The following is a 22,408-nucleotide window of genomic DNA, read 5'->3' as shown; positions in this document are numbered from 1 at the left end:
CGCGTGATCCTTACTTCTTCTTGCCTTCTTTGCGGACAATCCGCTCTTCGGCATACTTGACGCCCTTGCCCTTGTAAGGCTCAGGACCGCGGTATTCGCGGATTTCAGCGGCAACCTGGCCGACCTGCTGCTTGTTGATGCCGGAAACGACGATTTCCGTCGGCTTCGGCACAGCGATCGTAATGCCCTGCGGCGGCTCATAAACCACGTCGTGGCTGAAGCCGAGCGCCAGCTGCAGGTTCTTTCCCTGCAGGGATGCGCGGTAACCAACGCCGTTGATTTCGAGCTTGCGCTCGTAGCCGTCCTTGACGCCCTTGAAGATGTTCTCGATCATCGTGCGGGACATGCCCCACTTCGAACGAGCTTCCTTCGACTGCGTGAGCGGCGTTACAACAACCGCATTATCCTCGAGCTTGATGCCGATTCCGTCATTTGCGACGAAGAACAGTTCGCCCTTCGGGCCCTTTGCAGTGACCTTCTGGCCTTCGACCGTAGCCGTGATCCCAGCAGGTACCTGAACGGGCCTTTTACCGATACGAGACATGTTTCAATCCTGTCTGTTCGCTATGGAGATCCTTGCTCTGTCTTAGAAGACCGAGCAAAGAACCTCGCCACCAACGTTCTGTTCGCGAGCCTGGTGATCGGCCATCACGCCCTTCGGGGTCGAAAGGATAGTGATGCCGAGGCCGTTCGCGACCTGCGGAATGGACTTGACCGAGACATAAACCCGGCGGCCCGGCTTGGACACACGGCCGATCTCACGGATCACCGATGCGCCTTCGTAGTACTTGAGCTCGATGCTGAGTTCCGACTTGCCATTGCCGAAATCGACAACGGAATAGCCACGGATGTAGCCTTCGGACTGCAGAACATCGAGAACGCGTGCACGGAGCTTCGAAGCAGGCGTCGAGACCGACGACTTGCGGCGAGAAGCGCCGTTGCGGATGCGAGTGAGCATATCGCCCAACGGATCAGTCATTGTCATCTAACCTGCTCCTTACCAGCTCGACTTGACGATGCCCGGCACCTTGCCGAGATTGCCGAGTTCACGCAGCGCGATACGCGACATGCGCAGTTTGCGGTAGTATGCGCGCGGACGGCCCGATACTTCGCAACGATTGCGAATGCGGGTCTTGGATCCATCGCGCGGCAGGGATGCCAGCTTGATCGAGGCCTTGAACCGCTCTTCGATCGGAAGAGCCTGGTTCATGATGATCGCCTTCAACGCAGCCCGCTTAGCGGCCTGGTTGGCGACCGTAGTACGGCGGCGCTTGTTCTTTTCAACTGCGCTTGTCTTCGCCATGTGCGGTTCCTTTTCTACGCTCGTCGTTACGGTTACTGACGGAACGGGAAGTTGAACTCTGTCAGCAGAGCCCGTGCTTCGTCGTCCTTCGTTGCCGTCGTGCAAACGATGATGTCCATGCCCCACATCTGATCAACCTTGTCGTAGTTGATCTCAGGGAACACAATGTGCTCCTTGATGCCCATGGCGAAGTTGCCACGGCCGTCAAAGCTTTTCGGGTTCAGGCCACGAAAGTCGCGAACGCGCGGAAGCGCGATGTTGATCAGACGGTCCAGGAACTCGTACATGCGAGCGCCGCGCAGGGTAACCTTTGCGCCGATCGGCATATCTTCGCGGACCTTGAAGCCAGCGATGGAGTTGCGTGCACGGGTGATGACCGGCTTCTGACCAGCGATAGCAGCCAGGTCAGCTGCAGCAACAGTCGGCTTCTTCGAATCAGCCGTTGCTTCACCAACACCCATGTTGATTACGATCTTGTCGAGCTTCGGGATCATCATCTCGTTGGCGAAGGAGAACTTCTCCTGCATCGCCGCGCGGATGCGCTCAACATATTCCTTCTTGAGCCGCGGCTCGTACTTTGCCTCAGCCATCGATCACATCTCCAGAACGCTTAGCCACACGGACCTTCTTGCCGTCAACAACCTTGAAACCAACGCGGGTCGGCTTGCCGTCCTTGTCGATGATTGCAACGTTGGACAAGTGAACCGAGGCTTCCTTGCTGATGATGCCGGCTTCCTGGGTCTGCGTCTGGCGCTGATGGCGCTTTACGACGTTGACGCCACGAACAACGGCGCGATCTTCCTTAGGCAGAACCTGAAGGACTTCGCCGGTGCGGCCCTTGTCCTTGCCTGCGAGCATGACGACCTTGTCGCCCTTACGAATCTTTTGCATCGTTCGCGCTCCTTACAGTACTTCGGGAGCCAGCGAGATGATCTTCATGTGGTTCTTGGCGCGAAGTTCGCGCGGAACCGGTCCGAAGATACGGGTGCCGATCGGCTCTTTCTTGTTGTCGATGAGGACTGCTGCATTTGTGTCGAAACGGATGATGCTGCCATCAACGCGACGGATTTCCTTGGCGGTACGAACAACCACCGCCTTCATCACGTCACCCTTCTTCACGCGGCCACGCGGGATCGCTTCCTTGATCGAAACGACGATAACGTCGCCGATCCCGGCATACTTGCGCTTCGAGCCGCCCAGCACCTTGATGCACATGACACGACGTGCGCCGGAATTATCCGCCACGTCGAGGTTTGTTTGCATCTGAATCATATCAGGTCGCCTTCTTGGTTTACCGGAATGGTTGGGCTGCGAGCCCCCTTCCCCGGCATATGAAAATTGTCAGCCGGCCGCTTGCTACGAGAGCAGGCGAAAACACGGCATAGCTTGAATAGCGCGGGATCGATCGTGCCAGGGTGGTTTCCCAACGGGACCTTCCGTGCGCTCAAAGCAAAAGAACGCCCGACGGACGAGCGTTCTGACGCTGCTTCATACAGATATTTCCGCGAGACGCAAGGCCTCGCGCAAAAATCTTACTTGGCCTGGGCGGAAACGACCGTCCAGCGCTTGTCCTTCGAGATCGGCGCGCATTCCTCGATGGATACGGTATCGCCGATCTTGTACTGGTTGTTTTCGTCGTGAGCCTTGTACTTCTTGGAACGACGAACGGTCTTCTGGAGCAGCGGGTGAGCAAAACGACGCTCAACGCGAACTACGACAGTCTTCTCGTTCTTGTCGCCAACGACAACGCCCTGCAGAATGCGCTTCGGCATGATCTTTTCCTTTACGCCTTTGCTTCTGCCGCCTTCTGGCGGGCAATGGTTTTCACGCGGGCGATGTCCTTGCGAACTTCGTTGACGCGAGAGGACTTTTCGAGCTGACCGGTGGCCTTCTGGAAGCGCAGGTTGAACTGCTCCTTCTTCAGGTCGGCAAGCTTGTCCTTGAGCTGATCGGCCGTCAGGCCGCGAACTTCTTCGGCTTTCATGTGCCTTGCTCCTTACTCTGCAATGCGCTGTACGAAGCGCGTCTTGACCGAGAGCTTGGCAGAGCCGAGGCGAAGCGCTTCGCGAGCGATTTCTTCGCTAACGCCGTCGATTTCGAACATCATACGGCCTGGCTTGACCTTGCATGCCCAATATTCAACAGAGCCCTTACCCTTACCCATACGGACTTCGGTCGGCTTTGCGGTTACCGGAACATCCGGGAACACGCGGATCCATACACGGCCGGCGCGCTTCATGTAACGCGTGATCGCGCGGCGGGCCGCTTCGATCTCGCGTGCATTGACGCGGTTCGGCTCTTGAGCCTTAAGGCCGAATTCACCGAAGGCGAGGTCTGAACCACCCTTGGCGACGCCCTTGATGCGGCCCTTAAATTGCTTGCGGTACTTGGTACGCTTTGGCTGCAACATTTTCTTATTCTCCGAACTTATCTGCCACCAACGCCATTAAGCGTTGTCGCGGCGACGATCGCGATCACGGCTTGCCGGACCCTGAGCGTCACCCTCGAGTGCGCGGCGCTCGGAGGCCATCGGATCGTGCTCAAGGATTTCGCCCTTGAAGATCCAAACCTTGATGCCGCAGATGCCGAAAGCGGTTTCCGCTTCAGCCGTACCATAGTCGATGTCAGCACGCAGCGTGTGCAGCGGAACGCGACCTTCGCGGTACCACTCCGTACGAGCGATTTCTGCACCGCCGAGACGGCCTGCGCAGGTGATCTTGATGCCTTCGGCGCCAAGACGCATTGCAGACTGAACGGCACGCTTCATGGCGCGACGGAAAGCAACACGACGCTCGAGCTGCTGAGCGATCGACTGTGCGACGAGCGTAGCGTCGACTTCCGGCTTGCGAACTTCAACGATGTTGAGGTGCGTTTCGGAATTCGTCATCTCCGACAGCTTCTTGCGGAGCTTGTCGATGTCTGCGCCCTTCTTGCCGATGATCAGGCCAGGACGAGCCGAGTGGATCGTGACGCGGCACTTCTTGTGCGGACGCTCGATGACCACCTTGGCGATACCGGCCTGCTTCAGTTCGCTCATCACGAACTTGCGCATCTTCAGGTCTTCGTGCAGCAGCTGGCCGTACTCGGCATTGTCCGCAAACCAGCGGCTATCCCAGGTACGGTTGATGCCAAGACGGAAACCGATTGGATTGATTTTCTGACCCATTATGCGGCCTCCTCTTGTGCCTGCACTTCGCGGACAACGATCGTGAGGTGCGCGAACGGCTTCTCGACGCGAGATGCACGGCCACGGCCACGAGCGTGGAAACGCTTCATGACGATCGACTTGCCTACGTAGGCTTCTGCGACAACCAGCGTGTCAACGTCGAGATCGTGGTTGTTCTCGGCGTTTGCGATCGCAGATTCGAGCGTCTTCTTGACGGCGCCTGCGATGCGCTTGCGGGAGAATTCCAGCTCAGCGAGTGCACGATCGACCTTCTTGCCGCGGATAGCCGCAGCAACGAGGTTGAGCTTCTGTGGGCTGACGCGGAGCGTACGGGCGACTGCTTGCGCCTCGTTGTCCTTCAGCCGGCGTTCGGCTTTTGCCTTGCCCATGATTACTTCCTCTTTGCCTTCTTGTCCGCACCGTGACCGTAGTAGGTCCGGGTCGGAGAGAATTCACCGAATTTGTGGCCGACCATGTCTTCATTGACGCTGACCGGAACATGCTTGCTGCCGTTGTAGACGCCGAAGGTGAGACCGACGAACTGCGGCAGGATCGTGGAGCGACGGCTCCAGATCTTGATTACTTCTGCACGTCCGCCTTCACGAACCTTCTCAGCCTTCTTGAGAAGATAGCCGTCAACGAACGGACCTTTCCATACTGAACGAGCCATTGGAGACTTCCTCTCTTACTTCTTACGCTGATGACGCGAGCGCATGATCATCTTGTCGGTCGACTTGTTCGACCGGGTGCGCTTGCCCTTGGTCGGCTTGCCCCACGGAGTTACCGGGTGACGACCACCAGAGGTACGGCCTTCACCACCGCCGTGCGGATGGTCGACCGGGTTCATGACGACACCGCGGTTATGCGGACGCTTGCCGCGCCAAACAGTACGACCGGCCTTGCCGTCATTGATGTTGGCGTGGTCAGGGTTGGAGACGGCTCCGATCGACGCAAGGCAGGAGCCATGGACGAGGCGCTGTTCACCGGAGTTCAGGCGAAGGATCGCCATGCCCTGGTCGCGGCCGACGAGCTGTGCGTAACCACCGGCGGAGCGGGCGATCTGACCACCCTTGCCCGGCTTCATTTCCACGTTGTGGATGATGGAGCCGACCGGAATGAACTGCAGCGGCATCGTATTGCCGGGCTTCACGTCGACAGCCTTTTCCGAAGCGATGACCTTGTCGCCGGCAGCAAGGCGCTGCGGAGCGAGGATATAGGCCTTCTCGCCGTCAGCATAGCTCACCAGCGCGATGAAAGCCGTACGGTTCGGATCGTATTCGATACGCTCGACGGTGCCCTCGACGTCGAACTTGCGACGCTTGAAGTCGACCAGACGATAAGTGCGCTTGTGACCGCCGCCGATGAAGCGGGCAGTGATGCGGCCGAGGTTGTTACGACCACCGCTCTTAGTCAGACCTTCCGTCAGCGCCTTGACCGGCTTGCCCTTGTAGAGCGAGGAGCGATCGACGATGACCAGCTGACGCTGGCTCGGGGTCGTCGGATTGAATGTTTTCAATGCCATCTTTTTATTCCTCAGAGACCGGTGGAGACGTCGATCGTCTGGCCTTCAGCCAAAGTCACGACAGCCTTCTTCACGTCCTTCTGCTTGCCGACAATACCGCGAAAACGCCTGGTCTTGCCCTTACGGAGCAGGGTGTTGACGGCCGTGACCTTGACGCCGAAGAGCGCCTCGACTGCAGCCTTGATTTCCGGCTTCGACGCCGTCTTGGCGACATTGAAAACAACCTGGTTGTTTTCCGATACCAGAGTGGACTTTTCGGTGATCGCCGGCGAGACGATCACATCATAGTGGCGAAGATCGGTCACTTGAAACGCTCCTCTAGAGCTTCAACGGCTGCCTTGGAAAGCACGAGCTTGCCGCGGCGCACGATGTCATAAACGTTGATGCCCTGGATCGGCAGAACATCGATATTCGGGATGTTCTTGGCTGCGAGCTTGAAGTTGCCATCAAGTTCAGCGCCACCGATGAAGAGAGCGTTGGTCAGGCCGAGCGTCTCGAAGGTCGATGCCAGTGCCTTGGTCTTTGCTTCAGCAGCGACTAGGTTGTCGATGATGATGACATCATCGGACTTCAGCTTTGCCGAAAGAGCGAGGCGCAGGCCGAGCGCGCGAACCTTCTTCGGAAGGTCGTGTTCGTGGCTGCGAACAACCGGGCCGTGAGCCTTACCACCGCCGCGGAACTGCGGAGCGCGAGCCGAATGGTGACGAGCGCGGCCCGTACCCTTCTGCTTGTACATCTTGGCACCGGTGCGCCATACTTCGGCGCGGCCCTTGGCCTTGTGCGTGCCCTGCTGCTTCTTGGCAAGCTGCCAGCGGATGACGCGGGCGAGAATGTCTTCGCGGGGCTCGAGGCCGAAAATCGCGTCAGAAAGAGAAACCTTCCCTGCGTCTTTTCCCTCGAGGGTCTTGACGTTGAATTCCATTGGTCTGGCTCCCTTACTTCGCGGCCGACTTGACGGCGTCGCGCACAATGATCCAGGCACCCTTGGAACCGGGTACTGCACCCTTGATCAGGATCAGACCGCGATCTTCATCGGTCGAAACCACTTCAAGGTTCTGAGTCGTAACGCGCGTCTGGCCCATGTGACCAGCCATCTTCTTGTTCTTGAAAACCTTGCCCGGATCCTGGCGCGAACCCGTCGAACCATGCGAGCGGTGCGAAACAGACACACCGTGCGTGGCGCGAAGACCGCCGAAACCGTGACGCTTCATGGCGCCCGCAAAGCCCTTACCGATCGTCGTACCCGTCACATCGACGAGCTGACCAGCTGCGAAGTGACCAGCCTTGAGCTCGGTGCCAACCTCGAGGAGGTTGTCTTCCGTGACGCGGAATTCCGCGAGCTTGGCCTTCGGCTCGACATTGGCGACAGCGAAGTTACCGCGCATCGCCTTCGACGTATTCTTGACCTTCGCCGCGCCAGCACCGAGCTGAACTGCGGCGTAGCCGTTCTTTTCCACTGTGCGCTGGGCCACAACCTGGCAGCCTTCCATGCGCAGTACAGTTACCGGAACATGCTCCCCGGCGTCGTTGTAGACGCGGGTCATGCCCACCTTTTGTGCAATCACACCTGAACGCATCGGTTCAATCCTTCCAACTCAGCTCGAGCAGGGCTCAGAGCTTGATCTCAACATCGACACCAGCGGCGAGATCGAGCTTCATCAGCGCGTCTACCGTCTGCGGTGTCGGGTCAACGATGTCGAGAAGGCGCTTATGCGTGCGCATCTCGAACTGCTCGCGGCTCTTCTTGTCGATGTGTGGGGACCGGTTGACCGTAAACTTCTCGATGCGAGTCGGAAGCGGAACGGGGCCCCGGACACTAGCTCCGGTGCGCTTCGCCGTCGACACGATCTCGCGCGTCGAAGCGTCGAGAATGCGGTGATCGAACGCCTTCAGGCGAATGCGGATATTTTGGCCGTTCATTCGACGTTATCCTTGTGTTTGTTATCCCGCGCGCCTTTCGGTTAGGCACGGGCTGTTTTTATTCCTAAGGCGGACCACCGGTTTCAAAGATCGAGAGAGGCGCCGGGTTACGGTGCCCCTATCCAGTCTTCAGGCCTTCCAGCCCACCTTATTGTTTGCTGTAGTCACCCGCTTCGATGAGCGAAGCAGGGCGCAAATAGCGCTCGCGCGCCATTTGCAACATTTTACTGTAATAAGCAAGCGGCCAAAGCCACTTGCTTCATAATATTGTCATCGAACCGGCCGCTCCCGTGGAGCGGCCGTTGCGAAGATTACTCGACGATGGAGGCAACGATGCCTGCGCCGACGGTACGGCCGCCTTCGCGGATCGCGAAGCGCAGCTTTTCTTCCATCGCGATCGGAACGATCAGCTCGACGTCAACCGTGACGTTGTCGCCAGGCATAACCATTTCCGTGCCTTCCGGCAGCGTGACGATGCCCGTCACGTCCGTCGTGCGGAAGTAGAACTGCGGACGGTAGTTCGTGAAGAACGGCGTATGACGGCCGCCTTCTTCCTTCGTCAGGATGTAGGCTTCGGCCTTGAACTTCTTGTGCGGCTTGACAGAGCCCGGCTTGCACAGGATCTGACCACGCTCGACGCCGTCACGGTTCACACCGCGAACGAGAGCGCCGATGTTGTCGCCAGCCTGGCCCTGATCGAGCAGCTTGCGGAACATTTCAACGCCGGTCACCGTCGTCTTCGAGGTCGGGCGGATGCCGACGATTTCGACTTCTTCGCCAACCTTGACGATGCCACGCTCGACGCGGCCGGTCACAACCGTACCACGGCCCGAGATCGAGAACACGTCTTCGATCGGCATCAGGAACGGCTGGTCGATCGGACGCTCAGGCGTCGGGATATAGGCGTCAACGGCTGCCATCAGCTCGCGGATCGCGTCTTCGCCGATCTTCTTGTCCGAGTCTTCCAGAGCAGCAAGAGCCGAGCCCTTGATGACCGGAATGTCGTCGCCCGGGAAGTCGTAGGACGACAGCAGTTCGCGCACTTCGAGCTCGACGAGTTCGAGAAGCTCGGCATCGTCAACCTGGTCGACCTTGTTGAGGAACACGACAATCGCAGGAACGCCGACCTGGCGAGCCAGCAGGATGTGCTCGCGGGTCTGCGGCATCGGGCCGTCAGCAGCCGAGCAAACCAGGATCGCGCCGTCCATCTGCGCCGCACCGGTGATCATGTTCTTGACGTAGTCGGCATGGCCGGGGCAGTCAACGTGAGCATAGTGGCGGGCTGGGGTCTCGTATTCGACGTGGGCCGTCGAAATGGTGATGCCGCGGGCCTTTTCTTCCGGCGCAGCGTCGATCTGGTCGTACGCCTTGAACTCGCCGAAATACTTCGTGATCGCTGCCGTCAGAGACGTCTTGCCGTGGTCAACGTGGCCGATCGTGCCGATGTTAACGTGCGGCTTGTTGCGCTCAAACTTACTCTTTGCCATGTGGGCTCTCCACTCTTTTAAGGTCCCCTGAGGGATCTAATTTTTGTTATCGGTCAATTGGTATTCCGGTCACTTCTGACCGGAATACTTTGCCTGGATTTCCGTTGCGACGTTCGACGGGACCGGCGAATAGTGATCAAAGGTCATCGTGTACTGCGCGCGGCCCTGAGACATGGAGCGCAGGTTGTCGACGTACTTGAACATGTTCGCCAGCGGAACGTTGGCGTTGATGACAACCGCTACACCACGGCTTTCCTGGCCCTGGATCTGGCCACGACGGGAGTTCAGGTCGCCGATCACGTCACCGACGTAATCTTCAGGCGTTACGACTTCGACCTTCATCATCGGCTCGAGCAGCTGAGCGCCGGCCTTCTTGGCTGCTTCACGGAAGCAAGCACGCGAGGCGATTTCGAAGGCCAGAACCGACGAGTCGACGTCATGGAAGGCACCGTCGATGAGCGTCGCCTTGACGCCGAGCATCGGGAAGCCAGCCAGCGGGCCGGACGACAGAACGCTTTCGATCCCCTTCTGAACGCCCGGGATGTATTCCTTCGGAACAGCACCGCCGACGATCTTGGATTCGAACTTGAAGTCTTCGCCTTCCGGGTTCGGTTCGAAGACGATCTTGACGCGCGCGAACTGGCCGGTACCACCGGACTGCTTCTTGTGCGTATAGTCTTCCTCGTGCTGGCGCGTGATGGTTTCGCGGTAAGCAACCTGCGGAGCACCGACGTTTGCTTCAACCTTGAATTCGCGACGCATACGGTCAACGATGATGTCGAGGTGAAGCTCGCCCATGCCGGCGATGATTGTCTGGCCGGATTCCTGGTCGGTCTTAACGCGGAAGGACGGGTCTTCAGCAGCCAGGCGGTTGAGCGCGAGGCCCATCTTTTCCTGGTCGCCCTTGGACTTCGGCTCGATCGCGATTTGGATAACCGGCTCAGGGAATTCCATGCGCTCGAGAATAACAGGCTTCAGCGGATCGCAGAGCGTGTCACCCGTGGTGGTTTCCTTGAGGCCGGCGAGAGCAACGATGTCGCCTGCGAAGGCTTCTTCGATGTCTTCGCGCGAGTTCGAGTGCATCTGCAGCATACGGCCGACACGCTCGCGCTTGTCCTTGACCGTGTTCAAAACCGACGAACCCTTTTCGAGCTTGCCGGAGTAGATGCGCGCGAAGGTCAGCGAACCGACGAAGGGGTCGTTCATGATCTTGAACGCGAGCATCGAAAGCGGCTCGGAATCGTCAGCATGACGCTCGATTTCGGCTTCCGTCTTGAAGTCGATGCCCTTGATCGCCGGAATGTCGAGCGGCGACGGCAGGTAGTCGACAACGGCGTCGAGTAGCGGCTGAACGCCCTTGTTCTTGAAGGCCGTGCCGCAGAACATCGGGTGGAACTTGACGTCGATCGTGCCGCGGCGAACGAGCGCACGGATCTGATCGTTGTCGGGCATGTTGCCTTCGAGGTAGGCTTCCATCGCGGCTTCGTCGATCTCGACAACGGTCTCGATCAGCTTTTCGCGATACTCTTCAGCCTTGGCCTTCAGGTCGTCCGGGATTTCGACGACGTCCCACTGGGCGCCGAGCGATTCATCGCGCCAGACGAGAGCATTCATCTCGATCAGGTCGACAACACCCTTGAACTCTGTTTCTGCGCCGATCGGCAGCTGCATGACAACAGCAGTCGCACCGAGACGGGTCTTGATCATCTCAACCGAGCGGTAGAAGTCCGCGCCGGTCTTGTCCATCTTGTTGCAGAAGATCATGCGCGGAACGTTGTACTTCTCAGCCTGACGCCAGACGGTTTCCGTCTGCGGCTCTACGCCTGCGTTGGCATCGAGAAGAGCAATAGCACCGTCGAGAACGCGCAGCGAACGCTCGACTTCGATGGTGAAGTCGACGTGGCCGGGGGTGTCGATGATGTTGAAGCGGCGCGTCTTGCCGTCGCGACCCTTCCAGTAGGTCGTGGTCGCAGCGGAAGTGATCGTGATGCCACGCTCCTGCTCCTGCTCCATCCAGTCCATGGTGGCTGCGCCGTCGTGCACTTCACCGATCTTGTGGGACTTGCCGGTGTAGTAAAGAATACGCTCGGTCGTCGTCGTCTTGCCGGCGTCAATGTGCGCCATGATACCGAAATTTCGGTAGTCTTCGATTTTATATTCGCGAGCCATTGTGGACTGCCTTTCGAACCCGTTCGGGATTACCAGCGATAATGCGAGAACGCACGGTTGGCATCAGCCATCTTATGCGTGTCTTCGCGCTTCTTGACCGCGGAACCACGGTTGTTGGATGCATCGAGAAGCTCGCCCGACAGTCGGTCGACCATGGTCGTTTCGTTGCGCTTGCGCGCGGCAGCGATCAGCCAGCGGATGGCCAGGGCCTGACGGCGCTCCGGACGAACGTCGACCGGAACCTGATAGGTAGCACCACCAACGCGGCGCGAACGGACTTCAACGTGCGGAGCAACGTTGTCCAGAGCCTGATGGAACACGCCGAGCGGCTCCTGCTTGGACTTGCCCTGTACGGAGTCAAATGCGCCGTAGACAATGCTTTCAGCGACGGACTTCTTGCCGTCAAGCATGATGGCATTCATGAACTTGGTGACGATGAGATCGCCGAACTTCGGGTCCGGGTTGATCTCGCGCTTTTCTGCTCTGTGACGTCTGGACATACTTCTCGTCTCTTAACCGTTAAGGCGCTTTATCACGCGGAGGACCTCACGCAGCGCCGGATTTCTTAAAAACCCGAATTACTTCGGACGCTTCGCACCGTACTTCGAACGGCGCTGCTTGCGGTTCTTGACACCCTGGGTATCGAGAACGCCGCGAATGATGTGGTAACGGACACCCGGAAGGTCCTTAACGCGGCCGCCACGGATCATGACGACAGAGTGTTCCTGAAGGTTGTGACCTTCGCCGGGAATGTAACCAATGACTTCGAAGCCGTTGGTCAGACGGATCTTTGCGACCTTACGGAGAGCCGAGTTCGGCTTCCTCGGCGTCGTCGTGTAGACGCGGGTGCAAACGCCGCGCTTCTGCGGGTTTTCCTGCAGGGCAGGAACCTTATTACGCTTTACGTTCGCCTGACGCGGCTTGCGGATAAGCTGGTTTACGGTAGGCATTCAACCATCCCTTACGTTTATATCTCAATCCCTTGCGGGCGTAACTCGCGCCGTCTCCGGCAAGATCACACGCTTGTCTCAATGCGCAAAACGTGGCCCGATCCGCTTTCGCAGATGGACCACAGAGAGCAGAGGACGCAAAAGACATGCGTCGTGCGTGCAGGCATCATATCTTCAACGTGCGTTTCGGACCTTGTTTGAGGTGATCTCCGGAGCGCGTCGCCCCGAATGGCCATGCCTCACATGGGTCCGGATGGCGCGGGTACTACTGGTTTCCCGTCGTCTCGTCAAGGCCTTGAGAAATAAACTTCGGCCAAACGCCTTGAAACCGGGTCATTCCGCGCTCTTTTGGCGCTTCTAGGCGAATTCACTGCGGCGCGGCAAGATAAACTTGAGCATCGCGACAAAAAGCGGCTATGGAATCACCGATTGCAGACGCTAAGCGCATGACATCAGATTCAAATCTCGAATCGAAGGACATCCGATGATTACTGCCCCCGACAACGACAACAATTCCGAAGGCCCGATGGTCTTCATCATCATCGGCAAGGGCTATCAGTCCGATGACAGCGAGGGCGTCGACCTCCACATCATGCTCAAGGCCGCCGATGACGACAGCGCCGTGCGCGAGGCTCTGAACGCACTGGCCGAGGAAGGCTTCATCGAGGCAGATCTCGACCAGATCGGCATGCTGACCGAGGTACCAGAAGAGGAGCCGCACGCCTCCGCTTACCAGGGAGCCGTCGACGGCGAAGTCGCGATCATCCGCTTCAGCTGAGACCCGATGAAGCCGAATGCGCTCAAGGTGCTGATCTATGCCACGTGGCGCGACCGGCTACTGGTTTTCGATGAGCCCGACTTTCCCGAGGTCGCGCTCCAGGTTCCCGGCGGTACGGTTGAGGCCGGCGAAGATGTCGGTGCCGCGGCACTTCGGGAATTCTCGGAAGAGACCGGGATCCTGCCCGCAACTCGCCTCGCCCCGCTCGCCGTCCATGACTATCGCTTTTCCAAAGACGGCACCGAAACTTGCCACCGGCGGCACTACTTCCACGTTTCCCTCGAAGGTAGGCAGCCCGCCACCTGGCTGCATCGGGAAATGACGCCGTTCAGCGGCGGAGGGCCAATCCTGTTCCGTTTCTTCTGGCTCAGCTTCGACCACGCCCGCACACGGCTCGGCTACGGCATGGAGCATGGATTGCCGCTGCTTAGCTGAGCCTCCCACCAATAATAACGAACCAAAAACGAAAGCCGCCCGGATCGCTCCGGGCGGCTTTTCAATTCTGAGAACCAAACTGCCGATTATTCGGCAGCCGGCGCGCTCTCGCCTGCGAGATCCTGCAGCATCGGGGTGGCGACATCGGCGCCCGTGCCCTTGCGGCGTTCTTCGAGGATCATCTCGTCGCGCGACGTCGCGATGCGGCGGATCTGGGTCATCGTGCCACCGGTACCGGCCGGGATCAGGCGGCCGACGATGACGTTTTCCTTCAGACCCTGCAGGCCGTCGGTCTTGCCGGCGATTGCAGCCTCCGTCAGCACCTTCGTCGTTTCTTGGAAGGACGCGGCGGAGATGAAGGATGGGGTCTGCAGCGACGCCTTGGTGATACCGAGCAGAACCGGATCGCCATAAGCAGGCTTCTTGCCCTGTTCGATCAGCGCATCGTTGACGTCTTCGAGCTCGATGCGGTCGACGTTGTCGCCGACGATGTAGGTCGAGTCGCCTGCATCGGTGATTTCCACCTTCTGCAGCATCTGACGCACAATCACTTCGATGTGCTTGTCGTTGATGACAACGCCCTGCAGGCGATAGACTTCCTGGATTTCGTTGACCAAGTACGAAGCCAGAGCTTCGACGCCCTTGATCGCCAGGATGTCGTGCGGAGCCGGGTTACCGTCGAGGATGTAGTCACCCTTCTCGATATAGTCGCCTTCCTGAAGGTGGAAGGGCTTGCCCTTCGGGATCAGGTATTCGACCGGCTCGACACCGTCTTCCGGCTCGATGATGACGCGACGCTTGTTCTTGTAGTCGCGGCCGAGGCGGATCGTACCATCGATCTCAGCGATGATGGCGTGGTCCTTCGGACGACGAGCTTCGAACAGTTCGGCAACGCGCGGCAGACCACCGGTGATGTCCTTGGTCTTGGCGCTTTCGAGCGGCGAACGTGCAAGCACGTCACCTTGAGACACCTTCGTGCCCGGCTCGACCGACAGGATCGCATCGACCGAAAGCAGGAAGCGAGCGTCACCACCTCGGGACAGCTTCATGACATTGCCGCTGGCGTCCTTGATGACGATTGCCGGCTTGAGGTCCGAACCACGCGGGGTCGAACGCCAGTCGATAACCTGACGCTTGGTGATACCCGTGGATTCATCGGTCGCTTCAAGAACCGACAGACCGTCGACAACGTCTTCGAACTGAACGGTACCTGCTACTTCCGTCATCATCGGGCGGGTGTAGGGGTCCCACTCTGCCAGACGCTGGCCGCGCTTGACCTTGTCGCCTTCGTCGACGTGCAGCTTCGAACCGTAGGCCACACGCTGCGAGGAGCGCTCGACACCACGTTCGTCCAGGATCTGGACGGTCATGTTGCGGCCCATAGCAACGAGGTTGCCATCCGAGTTGCGTAGCAGGTTGCGGTTCTTGATCTGAACCGTACCTTCATACGAAGCTTCCAGGAACGACTGGTCGACCACGGTTGCCGTGCCACCAAGGTGGAACGTACGCATGGTGAGCTGCGTGCCCGGCTCGCCGATCGACTGAGCAGCGATAACACCGACCGCTTCGCCCATATTGACAGGCGTGCCGCGCGCAAGGTCACGACCGTAGCAGACCGCGCAAACGCCGGTCTGGATTTCGCAGGTCAGGGCCGAACGGATGCGGATCGACTGGATACCAGCCTTTTCGATCTCGATGACATCGGGTTCGAGGATCATCTTGCCGGCGTCAACGAGGCGCTCACCCGTAACCGGATGATCGATATCGTCGAGAGCCGTACGACCGAGAATACGCGCGCCGAGCGAGGCAACGACCTGACCGGCATCGACGATGGCAGTCATGGTGAGGCCGGTATCGGTACCGCAATCGACCGAGTTGACGATGCAATCCTGGGCGACGTCGACGAGACGGCGTGTCAGGTAACCGGAGTTCGCGGTCTTCAAGGCGGTGTCTGCGAGACCCTTACGGGCACCGTGCGTCGAGTTGAAGTACTCGTTGACGGTCAGGCCTTCCTTGAAGTTCGACGTGATCGGCGTTTCGATGATTTCGCCCGACGGCTTGGCCATGAGGCCGCGCATGCCGCCCAGCTGACGCATCTGGTTCGGAGAACCACGGGCGCCGGAGTGCGACATCATGTAGATGGCGTTCATGGGCTTCTGACGACCGGTGGTCTTGTCGAATTCGACGGCTTTGATGCGCGCCATCATGTCTTCGGCGACCTTCTCGGTGGCCTTGCCCCAGGCGTCGACGACCTTGTTGTACTTTTCGCCCTGGGTGATCAGGCCGTCATTGTACTGCTGTTCGTATTCCTTCACCAAGTTTTCGGTATCACCGACGATCTTCGCCTTGGTTTCCGGAATGACCATGTCGTCCTTGCCGAACGAAATGCCGGCGCGGCACGCATGGCTGAAGCCGAGCTGCATGATACGGTCGCAGAAAATGACCGTGTCCTTCTGGCCGCAATGACGGTAGACCGCGTCGATCATCTTCGAGATGTTCTTCTTGGTCATTTCCTGGTTGCAGATGTCGAAGGTCACCTTGCCGTTCTTCGGCAGAAGTTCGCCAATGAGCAGACGGCCCGGCGTCGTTTCGTAGATCTTCGAATACGGCTTGCCGTCCTCGCCGACCGACTTGAAGCGACCGCGGATCTTGGTGTGCAGCGTCACGACCTTGGTCTCGAGCGCATGATGCAGTTCGCCGAGATCGGAGAAGGCCATGCCTTCGCCCGGCTCGTTCTGATTCATGATCGAGAGGTAATAGAGGCCGAGAACCATATCCTGCGACGGAACGATGATCGGTGCACCGTTTGCCGGGTGCAGGATGTTGTTCGTCGACATCATCAGAACGCGGGCTTCGAGCTGGGCTTCGAGTGACAGCGGCACGTGAACGGCCATCTGGTCGCCGTCGAAGTCGGCGTTGAATGCCGTGCAGACGAGCGGGTGCAGCTGGATAGCCTTGCCTTCGACCAGGGTAGGTTCGAAGGCCTGGATGCCCAGGCGGTGCAGCGTCGGCGCGCGGTTCAGGAGAACGGGATGCTCGCGGATGACCTCGTCGAGGATATCCCAAACCTCAGGTTTTTCCTTTTCGACCAGCTTCTTGGCCTGCTTGACCGTCGAGGAGTAACCCTTGGCGTCGAGACGGGCATAGATGAACGGCTTGAAGAGCTCGAGCGCCATCTTCTTCGGAAGACCGCACTGATGCAGCTTCAGTTCCGGACCGGTCACGATGACCGAACGGCCGGAGTAGTCGACGCGCTTGCCGAGCAAGTTCTGACGGAAGCGGCCCTGCTTGCCCTTGAGCATGTCGGACAGCGACTTCAGCGGACGCTTGTTGGCGCCGGTGATAACGCGGCCACGGCGGCCGTTGTCGAAGAGCGCGTCCACAGATTCCTGCAGCATGCGCTTTTCGTTGCGGATGATGATGCCCGGAGCGCGCAGTTCGATCAGGCGCTTCAGACGGTTGTTACGGTTGATGACACGGCGGTAGAGATCGTTGAGGTCCGACGTCGCGAAACGACCGCCATCAAGCGGAACGAGCGGGCGCAGGTCCGGCGGGATCACCGGAACGACCTTCATGATCATCCATTCCGGGCGGTTGCCCGAATCCATGAAGTTCTCGACGATCTTCAGGCGCTTCATCAGCTTCTTCTGCTTGAGATCCGACGTCGTGTCGGCAAGCTCAGAGCGCAGATCGCCAGCGATCTTCTCGAGGTTCATCGAGGCCAGCATCTCGTAGATGGCCTCAGCGCCGATCATGGCCGTGAACTGGTCTTCGCCATATTCGTCGACGGCCAGCATATACTCTTCTTCCGAGAGGAGCTGGTGCTCCTTAAGGGCGGTGAGGCCCGGCTCTGTGACGATGTAGTTTTCGAAGTAGAGAACGCGCTCTACATCCTTCAGCGTCATGTCGAGCAGCGTCGAGATGCGGCTCGGCAGCGACTTCAGGAACCAGATGTGGGCAACGGGAGCTGCGAGCTCGATGTGGCCCATGCGCTCACGGCGAACGCGCGACAGCGTGACTTCGACGCCGCACTTTTCGCAGATGATGCCCTTGTACTTCATGCGCTTGTACTTGCCGCACAGGCACTCGTAGTCCTTGATCGGTCCGAATATGCGCGCGCAGAAGAGACCGTCGCGTTCCGGCTTGAACGTGCGGTAGTTGATGGTTTCCGGCTTCTTGATCTCACCGTAAGACCAGGAAAGAATCTTCTCCGGAGAAGCAATCGAAATCCGGATGGAATCGAAGTTCTGTGCAGGCACCTGCGGATTGAAAAGATTCATGACCTCTTGGTTCATGCCTGTCTCCTTCATGGGCGGATGCGCCCTTAGCTTGCATGGACGGCGGCAAATCCCGGGAGCCGCGCCAACGCTCAAAACGACAATAACCGCAGAATGCGGCGAAATCGTCCCTGCCCGGCCGACACGTACGGGGCCAGAGCGGGAACGGTGCGCGCTGCGTTGCAGCGCACACCCTATCGGTGGTTACTCGGCGGCGTCCGGCAACTGGCCGGCCTGCTGCTCGTCGACCTTCGAATTCTCGAGTTCGACAGAGAGACCGAGCGAGCGCATTTCCTTGACGAGAACGTTGAAGCTTTCCGGAATACCGGCTTCGAACGTATCGTCGCCACGGACGATGGCTTCGTAGACCTTGGTACGGCCGGCGACGTCGTCCGACTTCACCGTCAGCATTTCCTGCAGCGTGTAGGCTGCACCGTATGCTTCCAGAGCCCAGACTTCCATTTCGCCGAAGCGCTGACCGCCGAACTGCGCCTTGCCGCCCAGCGGCTGCTGGGTAACGAGCGAGTAAGGACCAATCGAACGGGCGTGGATCTTGTCGTCGACAAGGTGGTTCAGCTTCAGCATGTAGATGTAGCCAACCGTGACCTGGCGGTCGAACTGCTCACCGGTACGGCCGTCGTACAGCGTCGACTGACCGCTTTCCTTGAGACCAGCCAGAGCCAGCATCTCGTTGACGTCACCTTCATGAGCACCGTCGAAGACCGGCGTTGCAATCGAAACGCCGCGCTTCCACTGGTCAGCCAGACGCAGGACCGAGTCATCGTCGAAGTCCTTGACCTGTTCGGCCTTCGGACCGTCGCCGACAACGTCGCCGATCGTCTTGCGCAGCGGCTCGATGTTGCCGCTTGCCCTGTAGGCTTCCAGCATGTCGCCGATCTGGCGGCCCATACCGGCGCATGCCCAACCAAGGTGGGTCTCGAGGATCTGACCGACGTTCATGCGCGAAGGCACGCCCAGCGGGTTCAGAACGACGTCGACGTGCGTGCCATCTTCCAGGAACGGCATGTCTTCGACCGGAACGATGCGCGACACGACGCCCTTGTTGCCGTGACGGCCGGCCATCTTGTCGCCTGGCTGGATCTTGCGCTTCACAGCAACGAAGACCTTGACCATCTTCATGACACCCGGAGGCATTTCGTCGCCGCGCTGGACCTTTTCGACCTTGTCCATGAAGCGCTGCTCAAGGCGCGACTTGGATTCGTCGTACTGGCCACGCAGAGCTTCGAGTTCGCCCTGGACCTTCTCGTCTTCGACCGCGAACATCCACCACTGCGAGCGCGGGTATTCGGAGACGACGGCGTTTGCCAGCTCGGTGCCCTTCTTGAAGCCCTTCGGGCCCGCAATGGCGACCTGGCCACGCAGCATGTCGACCAGACGACCGTAGACGTTACGGTCGAGGATCGCCTGCTCGTCGTCGCGGTCCTTTGCAAGACGCTCGATCTCTTCGCGCTCGATCGCCATCGCGCGCTCGTCCTTCTCAACGCCATGGCGATTGAAGACGCGCACTTCGACGATCGTGCCGTAGGTGCCGGGCGGCATGCGCATGGAGGTATCGCGAACGTCCGAAGCCTTCTCACCGAAGATGGCGCGCAGAAGTTTTTCTTCCGGCGTCATGGGGCTTTCGCCCTTCGGCGTGATCTTGCCGACGAGGATATCGCCCGGCTGAACTTCGGCGCCGATGTAGACGATACCGGCTTCGTCGAGGTTTTTCAGTGCTTCTTCCGATACGTTCGGAATGTCGCGCGTGATTTCTTCCGGACCAAGCTTGGTGTCACGCGCCATCACTTCGAATTCTTCGATGTGGATGGAGGTGAACACGTCGTCAGCAACGATACGCTCGGAGAGCAGGATCGAGTCTTCGTAGTTGTAACCGTTCCACGGCATGAACGCGACGAGCGCGTTGCGGCCGAGTGCCAGATCGCCCAGGTCCGTCGACGGACCGTCGGCGAGGATGTCGCCGCGGTTGACCTCGTCACCGACGGTGACCAGCGGGCGCTGGTTAACGCAGGTATTCTGGTTCGAACGCTGGAACTTCTGCAGGCGGTAGATATCGACGCCGGACTTGCCAGCTTCGAGGTCTTCCGTCGCACGGATAACGATACGCGTCGCGTCGACCTGGTCGACAACACCACCGCGGCGGGCGCCGATAGCAGCACCGGAGTCGCGGGCGACGACCGGCTCCATGCCGGTGCCGACGAACGGAGCTTCGGCGCGCAGCAGCGGCACGGCCTGACGCTGCATGTTCGAGCCCATGAGAGCGCGGTTGGCGTCGTCGTTTTCCAGGAACGGGATGAGAGCGGCAGCAACCGAAACGACCTGCTTGGGCGAGACGTCCATCAGGTTCATACTGTCGCGCGGTGCGAGCATGACTTCGCCGGCGTGACGGCAGACGACGAATTCGTCGGTGAAGGAACCGTCGGTGCCGAGCTCGGCGTTCGCCTGCGCGACGTAGTACTTCGCTTCTTCCATGGCAGAGAGGTAAAGAACGTCGTTCGTCACCTTGCCATCAACGATGCGGCGGTACGGGCTTTCGATGAAGCCGTACTTGTTCACGCGGGCGAAGGTCGCAAGCGAGTTGATCAGACCGATGTTCGGGCCTTCCGGCGTTTCGATCGGGCAAATGCGGCCGTAGTGGGTCGGGTGAACGTCGCGGACTTCGAAGCCTGCGCGCTCGCGGGTCAGACCACCTGGGCCAAGAGCCGATAGACGGCGCTTGTGGGTGATTTCCGAAAGCGGGTTCACCTGGTCCATGAACTGCGACAGCTGCGAGGAGCCGAAGAATTCACGAACGGCAGCAGCTGCCGGCTTCGCGTTGATCAGATCCTGCGGCATGACCGTGTCGATTTCGATCGAGGACATACGTTCCTTGATCGCACGCTCCATGCGGAGCAGACCGAGACGGTACTGGTTTTCCATCAATTCGCCGACGGAGCGAACACGACGGTTGCCGAGGTTGTCGATGTCGTCGATTTCGCCCTTGCCGTCGCGCAGTTCGACCAGCATCTTGACCACGGCCAGGATGTCGTCCTTGCGCAAGATGCGGACGGTGTCTTCGACGTCGAGATCAAGACGCATGTTCATCTTCACGCGGCCAACGGCGGAGAGGTCGTACCGCTCCGCATCGAAGAACAGCGAGTTGAACATGGCTTCGGCCGAGTCCATTGTGGGCGGTTCACCCGGACGCATGACGCGGTAGATGTCGAACAGAGCGTCCTGGCGGTGCTCGTTCTTGTCTGCCGTCAGCGTGTTGCGGATATAGGCGCCGACATTGATGTGGTCGATGCCGAGAACCGGGATCTCGTCGAAACCGTTCTGCAGGATGACAGGCAGCGTCTTCTCGTCGATCTCGTCGCCGGCCTCGAGGTAGATTTCACCCGTCGAGTAGTTGACGATGTCTTCGGCGAGGTAGTTGCCGTACAGATCTTCGTCCGTTGCCTTCAGAGCCTTCAGGCCCTTGTCCGCGAGCTGGCGGAGCAGACGCGGGGTCAGCTTCTTGCCGGCTTCGACAACGACTTCGCCGGTATCGGCGTCGACCATTTCGGTGATCGCCTTGGCACCCTTGAGGGTCTCAGGCGTAAACGGAATACGCCAGCCCTTGCCGTCGCGCTGATAGTCTGACTTCGTGTAGAAGGTCGACAGAATTTCTTCACCGTCCATGCCGAGCGCCATCAGCAGCGAAGTTACGGGGATCTTGCGGCGGCGGTCGATACGGGCATAGACGATATCCTTGGCGTCGAACTCGATGTCGAGCCAGGAACCGCGATACGGGATCACGCGGGCAGCGAAGAGCAGCTTGCCGGAAGAATGGCTCTTGCCCTTGTCGTGATCGAAAAAGACGCCCGGCGAACGGTGCATCTGAGACACGATAACGCGCTCGGTGCCGTTGACGATGAACGTACCGTTGTTGGTCATGAGCGGCATGTCGCCCATGTAGACCGACTGTTCCTTGATGTCCTTGATGGACTTCGCGCCCGTATCTTCATCGATATCGAACACGATCAGACGGAGAGTAACCTTCAGCGGCGCGGCGTAGGTGAGGTCGCGCTGGCGGCATTCATCAACGTCGAACTTCGGCGGTTCGAACTCATAGGACACGAACTCCAGCATCGAAGCGCCGGAGAAATCCGTGATCGGGAAAACGGACTTGAAGACAGCCTGAAGGCCCTCGTCAGGGCGACCGCCCTTGGGCTCTTCAACCATCAGGAATTGATCATACGATGCCTTCTGAACCTCGATGAGGTTCGGCATTTCTGCGACTTCTGGAATCTTACCGAAAAACTTGCGTACGCGCCTACGACCATTGAACGAAAGGGTCTGAGCCATCGTCGCTCCTTCAAAATTGCATCCGGGCCTGCAACGGACGGGAACCGATGGCCAGTC

At 59.2% G+C, this 22,408-nt stretch carries 25 protein-coding genes; 2 read left to right on the top strand and 23 right to left on the bottom strand.

Annotated features, from left to right (window positions below; translation table 11 throughout):
* Positions 1-10: 10 nt before the first annotated feature.
* From rplF to rpsL, 21 genes are all read right to left on the bottom strand, one after another.
* Entirely contained in the window at positions 11-544 is a 534-nt protein-coding gene (gene rplF / locus LPU83_RS46180; RefSeq protein ID WP_024314770.1) for a 50S ribosomal protein L6, read from the bottom strand.
* A 42-nt stretch (positions 545-586) separates the two neighbouring features.
* The gene (gene rpsH / locus LPU83_RS46175) at positions 587-985 is read right to left on the bottom strand and encodes a 30S ribosomal protein S8 (protein WP_003547562.1); all 399 of its coding nucleotides are present in this window, start codon (positions 983-985) and stop codon (positions 587-589) included.
* A 12-nt stretch (positions 986-997) separates the two neighbouring features.
* Positions 998-1,303 carry a 30S ribosomal protein S14 gene (gene rpsN, locus LPU83_RS46170; RefSeq protein WP_003573787.1) on the bottom strand — a complete coding sequence of 102 codons (306 nt, stop codon included), beginning with the start codon at positions 1,301-1,303 and terminating at the stop codon, positions 998-1,000.
* A gap of 32 nt (positions 1,304-1,335) precedes the next feature.
* Positions 1,336-1,893 carry a 50S ribosomal protein L5 gene (gene rplE, locus LPU83_RS46165; protein WP_024314771.1) on the bottom strand — a complete coding sequence of 186 codons (558 nt, stop codon included), beginning with the start codon at positions 1,891-1,893 and terminating at the stop codon, positions 1,336-1,338.
* Positions 1,886-2,194, bottom strand: coding sequence for a 50S ribosomal protein L24 (rplX, locus tag LPU83_RS46160; protein ID WP_024314772.1), 309 nt, complete (start codon positions 2,192-2,194; stop codon positions 1,886-1,888). The genes rplE and rplX overlap by 8 nt, the downstream gene beginning before the upstream one ends.
* Positions 2,195-2,206: 12 nt before the next feature.
* Positions 2,207-2,575, bottom strand: a complete 369-nt coding sequence (gene rplN, locus LPU83_RS46155) for a 50S ribosomal protein L14 (RefSeq protein ID WP_007787738.1) — start codon at positions 2,573-2,575, stop codon at positions 2,207-2,209.
* A 260-nt stretch (positions 2,576-2,835) separates the two neighbouring features.
* Complete coding sequence (gene rpsQ, locus LPU83_RS46150; protein WP_007787739.1) at positions 2,836-3,075, bottom strand: 30S ribosomal protein S17; 240 nt, start codon at positions 3,073-3,075, stop codon at positions 2,836-2,838.
* Positions 3,076-3,086: 11 nt separating this feature from the next.
* On the bottom strand, positions 3,087-3,287 hold the full coding sequence (gene rpmC, locus LPU83_RS46145; protein WP_016553554.1) for a 50S ribosomal protein L29: 201 nt from the start codon (positions 3,285-3,287) through the stop codon (positions 3,087-3,089).
* Positions 3,288-3,299: 12 nt separating this feature from the next.
* A complete protein-coding gene (gene rplP, locus LPU83_RS46140; RefSeq protein ID WP_003573792.1) occupies positions 3,300-3,713 on the bottom strand; it encodes a 50S ribosomal protein L16 in 414 nt (137 codons plus the stop codon).
* Between the two features lie 36 nt (positions 3,714-3,749).
* Positions 3,750-4,469 (bottom strand): 30S ribosomal protein S3, encoded by a 720-nt coding sequence (rpsC, locus tag LPU83_RS46135; protein WP_007531669.1) that lies wholly within the window; start codon positions 4,467-4,469, stop codon positions 3,750-3,752.
* Entirely contained in the window at positions 4,469-4,858 is a 390-nt protein-coding gene (gene rplV / locus LPU83_RS46130; protein WP_007787740.1) for a 50S ribosomal protein L22, read from the bottom strand. Before rplV ends, rpsC begins: the two co-directional genes overlap by 1 nt.
* Positions 4,859-4,860: 2 nt before the next feature.
* On the bottom strand, positions 4,861-5,139 hold the full coding sequence (gene rpsS, locus LPU83_RS46125; RefSeq protein WP_007531666.1) for a 30S ribosomal protein S19: 279 nt from the start codon (positions 5,137-5,139) through the stop codon (positions 4,861-4,863).
* A 15-nt stretch (positions 5,140-5,154) separates the two neighbouring features.
* Complete coding sequence (gene rplB, locus LPU83_RS46120; protein WP_024314773.1) at positions 5,155-5,991, bottom strand: 50S ribosomal protein L2; 837 nt, start codon at positions 5,989-5,991, stop codon at positions 5,155-5,157.
* An 11-nt stretch (positions 5,992-6,002) separates the two neighbouring features.
* Positions 6,003-6,296, bottom strand: coding sequence for a 50S ribosomal protein L23 (locus tag LPU83_RS46115; RefSeq protein WP_024314774.1), 294 nt, complete (start codon positions 6,294-6,296; stop codon positions 6,003-6,005).
* Positions 6,293-6,913 (bottom strand): 50S ribosomal protein L4, encoded by a 621-nt coding sequence (gene rplD / locus LPU83_RS46110; RefSeq protein WP_024314775.1) that lies wholly within the window; start codon positions 6,911-6,913, stop codon positions 6,293-6,295. Before rplD ends, LPU83_RS46115 begins: the two co-directional genes overlap by 4 nt.
* Before the next feature lie 13 nt (positions 6,914-6,926).
* Entirely contained in the window at positions 6,927-7,568 is a 642-nt protein-coding gene (gene rplC, locus LPU83_RS46105; RefSeq protein WP_024314776.1) for a 50S ribosomal protein L3, read from the bottom strand.
* 34 nt (positions 7,569-7,602) lie between these two features.
* Positions 7,603-7,911, bottom strand: a complete 309-nt coding sequence (rpsJ, locus tag LPU83_RS46100; RefSeq protein WP_003547547.1) for a 30S ribosomal protein S10 — start codon at positions 7,909-7,911, stop codon at positions 7,603-7,605.
* Positions 7,912-8,222: 311 nt separating this feature from the next.
* Entirely contained in the window at positions 8,223-9,398 is a 1,176-nt protein-coding gene (tuf, locus tag LPU83_RS46095; RefSeq protein WP_037069361.1) for an elongation factor Tu, read from the bottom strand.
* Positions 9,399-9,467: 69 nt separating this feature from the next.
* Positions 9,468-11,567, bottom strand: a complete 2,100-nt coding sequence (fusA, locus tag LPU83_RS46090) for an elongation factor G (protein WP_024318421.1) — start codon at positions 11,565-11,567, stop codon at positions 9,468-9,470.
* A gap of 29 nt (positions 11,568-11,596) precedes the next feature.
* Positions 11,597-12,067, bottom strand: coding sequence for a 30S ribosomal protein S7 (gene rpsG, locus LPU83_RS46085; protein WP_024318422.1), 471 nt, complete (start codon positions 12,065-12,067; stop codon positions 11,597-11,599).
* A 78-nt stretch (positions 12,068-12,145) separates the two neighbouring features.
* A complete protein-coding gene (rpsL, locus tag LPU83_RS46080) occupies positions 12,146-12,517 on the bottom strand; it encodes a 30S ribosomal protein S12 (protein WP_011424978.1) in 372 nt (123 codons plus the stop codon).
* Between the two features lie 484 nt (positions 12,518-13,001).
* Here rpsL and LPU83_RS46075 point away from each other — a divergent pair, with 484 nt between their 5' ends.
* Together LPU83_RS46075 and LPU83_RS46070 are read left to right on the top strand one after the other, a co-directional pair.
* Entirely contained in the window at positions 13,002-13,295 is a 294-nt protein-coding gene (locus LPU83_RS46075; protein WP_024318423.1) for a hypothetical protein, read from the top strand.
* Between the two features lie 6 nt (positions 13,296-13,301).
* Complete coding sequence (locus LPU83_RS46070; RefSeq protein WP_024318424.1) at positions 13,302-13,730, top strand: NUDIX hydrolase; 429 nt, start codon at positions 13,302-13,304, stop codon at positions 13,728-13,730.
* A gap of 86 nt (positions 13,731-13,816) precedes the next feature.
* On the opposite strand, the gene rpoC is transcribed toward LPU83_RS46070, so the two are convergent.
* Both rpoC and rpoB read right to left on the bottom strand, forming a co-directional pair.
* Complete coding sequence (gene rpoC, locus LPU83_RS46065; RefSeq protein ID WP_024318425.1) at positions 13,817-18,025, bottom strand: DNA-directed RNA polymerase subunit beta'; 4,209 nt, start codon at positions 18,023-18,025, stop codon at positions 13,817-13,819.
* Between the two features lie 186 nt (positions 18,026-18,211).
* The gene (gene rpoB, locus LPU83_RS46060; RefSeq protein ID WP_024318426.1) at positions 18,212-22,351 is read right to left on the bottom strand and encodes a DNA-directed RNA polymerase subunit beta; all 4,140 of its coding nucleotides are present in this window, start codon (positions 22,349-22,351) and stop codon (positions 18,212-18,214) included.
* Between the last annotated feature and the right edge of the window lie 57 nt (positions 22,352-22,408).

This window comes from Rhizobium favelukesii (assembly GCF_000577275.2).
In the GTDB taxonomy this organism is placed as follows: Bacteria; Pseudomonadota; Alphaproteobacteria; order Rhizobiales; family Rhizobiaceae; genus Rhizobium; species Rhizobium favelukesii.
Note: the sequence above shows the minus strand (reverse complement) of the source record. Positions and strands in the feature narration are given on the sequence as shown.

What these genes read in the sequence shown, in the direction of transcription:
- rplD (WP_024314775.1), bottom strand. Translation starts at nt 6,913, where the DNA reads ATGGAATTCAACGTCAAGACCCTCGAGGGAAAAGACGCAGGGAAGGTT.
- rplP (WP_003573792.1), bottom strand. Translation starts at nt 3,713, where the DNA reads ATGTTGCAGCCAAAGCGTACCAAGTACCGCAAGCAATTTAAGGGCCGC.
- rplF (WP_024314770.1), bottom strand. Translation starts at nt 544, where the DNA reads ATGTCTCGTATCGGTAAAAGGCCCGTTCAGGTACCTGCTGGGATCACG.
- rpsC (WP_007531669.1), bottom strand. Translation starts at nt 4,469, where the DNA reads ATGGGTCAGAAAATCAATCCAATCGGTTTCCGTCTTGGCATCAACCGT.
- rplB (WP_024314773.1), bottom strand. Translation starts at nt 5,991, where the DNA reads ATGGCATTGAAAACATTCAATCCGACGACCCCGAGCCAGCGTCAGCTG.
- rplE (WP_024314771.1), bottom strand. Translation starts at nt 1,893, where the DNA reads ATGGCTGAGGCAAAGTACGAGCCGCGGCTCAAGAAGGAATATGTTGAG.
- rpoC (WP_024318425.1), bottom strand. Translation starts at nt 18,025, where the DNA reads ATGAACCAAGAGGTCATGAATCTTTTCAATCCGCAGGTGCCTGCACAG.
- rpsS (WP_007531666.1), bottom strand. Translation starts at nt 5,139, where the DNA reads ATGGCTCGTTCAGTATGGAAAGGTCCGTTCGTTGACGGCTATCTTCTC.
- rplV (WP_007787740.1), bottom strand. Translation starts at nt 4,858, where the DNA reads ATGGGCAAGGCAAAAGCCGAACGCCGGCTGAAGGACAACGAGGCGCAA.
- tuf (WP_037069361.1), bottom strand. Translation starts at nt 9,398, where the DNA reads ATGGCAAAGAGTAAGTTTGAGCGCAACAAGCCGCACGTTAACATCGGC.
- rplN (WP_007787738.1), bottom strand. Translation starts at nt 2,575, where the DNA reads ATGATTCAGATGCAAACAAACCTCGACGTGGCGGATAATTCCGGCGCA.
- rpoB (WP_024318426.1), bottom strand. Translation starts at nt 22,351, where the DNA reads ATGGCTCAGACCCTTTCGTTCAATGGTCGTAGGCGCGTACGCAAGTTT.
- rpsL (WP_011424978.1), bottom strand. Translation starts at nt 12,517, where the DNA reads ATGCCTACCGTAAACCAGCTTATCCGCAAGCCGCGTCAGGCGAACGTA.
- rpsG (WP_024318422.1), bottom strand. Translation starts at nt 12,067, where the DNA reads ATGTCCAGACGTCACAGAGCAGAAAAGCGCGAGATCAACCCGGACCCG.
- rpsQ (WP_007787739.1), bottom strand. Translation starts at nt 3,075, where the DNA reads ATGCCGAAGCGCATTCTGCAGGGCGTTGTCGTTGGCGACAAGAACGAG.
- LPU83_RS46070 (WP_024318424.1), top strand. Translation starts at nt 13,302, where the DNA reads ATGAAGCCGAATGCGCTCAAGGTGCTGATCTATGCCACGTGGCGCGAC.
- rplC (WP_024314776.1), bottom strand. Translation starts at nt 7,568, where the DNA reads ATGCGTTCAGGTGTGATTGCACAAAAGGTGGGCATGACCCGCGTCTAC.
- LPU83_RS46075 (WP_024318423.1), top strand. Translation starts at nt 13,002, where the DNA reads ATGATTACTGCCCCCGACAACGACAACAATTCCGAAGGCCCGATGGTC.
- fusA (WP_024318421.1), bottom strand. Translation starts at nt 11,567, where the DNA reads ATGGCTCGCGAATATAAAATCGAAGACTACCGAAATTTCGGTATCATG.
- rpsH (WP_003547562.1), bottom strand. Translation starts at nt 985, where the DNA reads ATGACAATGACTGATCCGTTGGGCGATATGCTCACTCGCATCCGCAAC.
- rpsJ (WP_003547547.1), bottom strand. Translation starts at nt 7,911, where the DNA reads ATGAACGGCCAAAATATCCGCATTCGCCTGAAGGCGTTCGATCACCGC.
- rpmC (WP_016553554.1), bottom strand. Translation starts at nt 3,287, where the DNA reads ATGAAAGCCGAAGAAGTTCGCGGCCTGACGGCCGATCAGCTCAAGGAC.
- rplX (WP_024314772.1), bottom strand. Translation starts at nt 2,194, where the DNA reads ATGCAAAAGATTCGTAAGGGCGACAAGGTCGTCATGCTCGCAGGCAAG.
- rpsN (WP_003573787.1), bottom strand. Translation starts at nt 1,303, where the DNA reads ATGGCGAAGACAAGCGCAGTTGAAAAGAACAAGCGCCGCCGTACTACG.